The 2,651-nt window shown below is 79.4% G+C and carries 2 protein-coding genes and 1 pseudogene; all 3 read right to left on the bottom strand.

The annotated features are described in order from the left end of the window. A pseudogene (locus tag WCS02_RS19555) lies at nucleotides 1–484 on the bottom strand (hypothetical protein); the annotation flags it as partial. Then, a complete protein-coding gene (locus WCS02_RS19550; protein WP_340295952.1) occupies nucleotides 481–1,440 on the bottom strand; it encodes a WcbI family polysaccharide biosynthesis putative acetyltransferase in 960 nt (319 codons plus the stop codon). The pseudogene WCS02_RS19555 and the gene WCS02_RS19550, both read right to left, overlap by 4 nt. Continuing rightward, nucleotides 1,437–2,558: a hypothetical protein gene (locus tag WCS02_RS19545; RefSeq protein ID WP_340295951.1), complete on the bottom strand. Its 1,122-nt coding sequence runs from the start codon at nucleotides 2,556–2,558 to the stop codon at nucleotides 1,437–1,439. Before WCS02_RS19545 ends, WCS02_RS19550 begins: the two co-directional genes overlap by 4 nt. Nucleotides 2,559–2,651: the final 93 nt, after the last annotated feature.

The raw sequence follows: 2,651 nt of genomic DNA, 5'->3' as shown, positions 1-2,651 counted from the left end.
TGACCGCGGCGAGGAGCGCCGCCTCGTGCTCGCTGGACACGACGACGCCCACCGCGGCCCCGGCCAGGCCGGCGTAGCAGGCCCGGCGGCGGGCGGCAGGGGTGCCGTCGGAGGCCTGCGGCAGGTCGTGCAGCGTGAGCGAGACCGGCCCGCGCCGCGCCAGGGCCTCGACGACGCCCATCGCCTCCTCCGGGGAGCGGCCCAGCAGGTGGTCGGTGACGTGGAGGTGGACGCGGGCGGGGGCGACCGTCGGGCCGGCTGCTGTGCCCGCCGCGACGTCCGCTGCGCCCAAGGCAGGGTCGACCACCGCTGCGTCCAGCCCGTCCAGCCCGGCGACGAGCGCGGGCAGGTCGTCGGCACCGACCCTCCGGGGAAGCCGGTGGACCTCCCCCGGGGGGACCTGCGCGGCGGCCAGCAGCAGCTCGGCATAGCGGACCACGCCGTGCCCCGGCGGACCGACGACGAGGTGGTGGACCCCGGTCACAGCCCGAGCGCCCGGAGCGCGACCTCGTGCCGAGCGAGCCCCGCGGCGACGACGTCGGGGTGGGTCCGGTACCAGCGCAGCTGCTCCTCGCGGACGTGGGCGTCGTCGACGGGCTCGCCCTGCACGAGCCAGCCCCCGCGGGCGGCGCCGGGGTCGAGGTCGAGGGCGTCGAGCACCTCCGGGTGCAGCGGGGACATGACCGAGCGCAGGAGGACCCGGCCCGGGTCGACCGCGGTGCCGCCGACCCCGTCGCCGCCGCCGACCGCGTCGAGCACGCGCTGCGCCAGCCCGACGAGCACGGGGTTGCCCGGGTGGTTGAGGGTGTGCGAGGAGCCCGCACCGGCCGCCGGGAGCAGGTCGGAGGCGACGAGGGTGCCGTGCTCGGACTCCCGGCGGCGCAGCTCCGCCTGGCTGCGGTGGCCGACCTCGAGCAGCCCCTCGCGGGGGGCGACCCGCGCGGCGGGCCGTCCGGCGGCCTCGGCCAGGGTGCGGAGGTCGTGGTAGGGCACGACGGGCGGGTCGCCGGCCCCGGGGAGGCGGACCAGCGCCTGGTACGGGTGCAGCCGGGCGTCGCGGACGATGGGGACGACGACGAGCCGCGCGGCGGGGGCGGCCGCGGCGAGCTCGGCGGTGCCCAGCGGGAGCCCCCGGTACCCGGCGCGGACCGGCTGCGAGACCAGGACCCGGCAGGCCTGCAGGAGCCGGCGCAGGTGGGGCAGGTCGTCCTCGACGAGCTCGTGCACCGGGGGCACCCGGACGCACCGGAACCCTGCGCCGGACGCCTCCAGCACCACCCGCAGCGACTCCGCCTGACAGTTGCCGTGGACGAGCAGCACCGGCCGGTCGTCCCCCCCGGCCGGCCCCTCCGGGGCGACGGCGGGCAGGTCGTAGAAGTCGCCGTAGTGCCGGCGCCGCCCCTCGACGTCGACCCCGTCGACGGCCTCGAGCCCGCTCACCAGCGCCCCCCGGCGGCGGCGAGGGCGTGCAGGCGCGCGTGCTCGGCCACCGACGCGGCGCGCTGCTCCAGCCGCTCCTGCAGGACCGGCTCCGTGCGGGGGCCCTCCTCCAGCGCGGCGGCCAGCGCGTCCGCGAGCGCGGCGACCAGCGCGTCCGCCGGCACGTCAGCCGGACCGGTCACCGGACCGATCGCGGGACCGATCGTTGGAGCGACGGTGTGGACGCGCTGCTGCTCGCCCCACCGGCCGACGGCGGGGGCGACGACCGGGGTGCCGACGTCGTGGCAGGACTCCACCCACCCGCTGTGGGTGCCCCAGCGGTACGGCAGCACGAGCGCCGCCGCGGCGGCCAGCTCGTCCCAGAGCACCGCGTCGTTCGTGCGCGGGCCGACGACGAGCCGGACCCGGCCGTCGTCCTCCGCGGCCCGCAGCCGCGCCACCAGGTCGGCGTCCGGCCGCGGGAAGCTGTCGGCGAGGACCTCCTCGCGCAGGGTCACGCGGAGCAGGGTGCCAGCGGGCAGCGCACGGGACACCTCCGGGGACAGCAGCGCCCGGACCAGGACGGGGTCGGTGGCCGGCCGCAGCAGCCCCAGCGGGACGAGGACGACGGGCGGCCCGGCGGCGGGGGCGCGCGGCGCGGCCATCCGTGCCGGGGGTGCCAGGTGCGGGTGTCGGACGACGACCGGCCGGCGGCCCCACCGCTGCTCGACCTCGGCGGCGGCGCCGGGGGTGAGCGTGACCAGGCCGGCGGCGTGCTCGGCGAGGAGCGCCAGCTGGGCCTCGTGGGGCGTCTGGTCGACGAGGTGGGGGTTGGTGAGGTCGTGGACGGTCCACACCACCGCCACCCCGGCCCGGCCGGCCGCCCGCAGCACGTCGAGCAGCCCGTCGGCGTCGACCTGCTCCATGCCGAAGTGGACATGGAGGACGTCGACATCCGCCCCGTGGCGCGTGAGCCACGCCGCGCCCTCCCGCCAGGCGAACGCCGGGCGCGCCGACGACCCCGGGGACGCGGGGGACTCGGGGGACCCTGCAGGCGCCGGGCGCTGCTGCGGCAGCGTCGTGGCGTGACGGACGTAGGCGTGCTCGCCGGGCACGTGCACCACCCGGACGCCGGTCACCTCGACGGCCCGGCGACCGGGAGCAGGGCCGCGGCGCTGTCGCCCCACGGGGCGGGCGGGTGGGCGCGCGCGAGCCCGGACACCACGGCGGCG

Origin of the sequence: Aquipuribacter hungaricus (assembly GCF_037860755.1) — a bacterium.
Lineage (GTDB): Bacteria > Actinomycetota > Actinomycetes > Actinomycetales > JBBAYJ01 > Aquipuribacter > Aquipuribacter hungaricus.
This window is presented reverse-complemented; position numbering and strand designations above follow the sequence as displayed.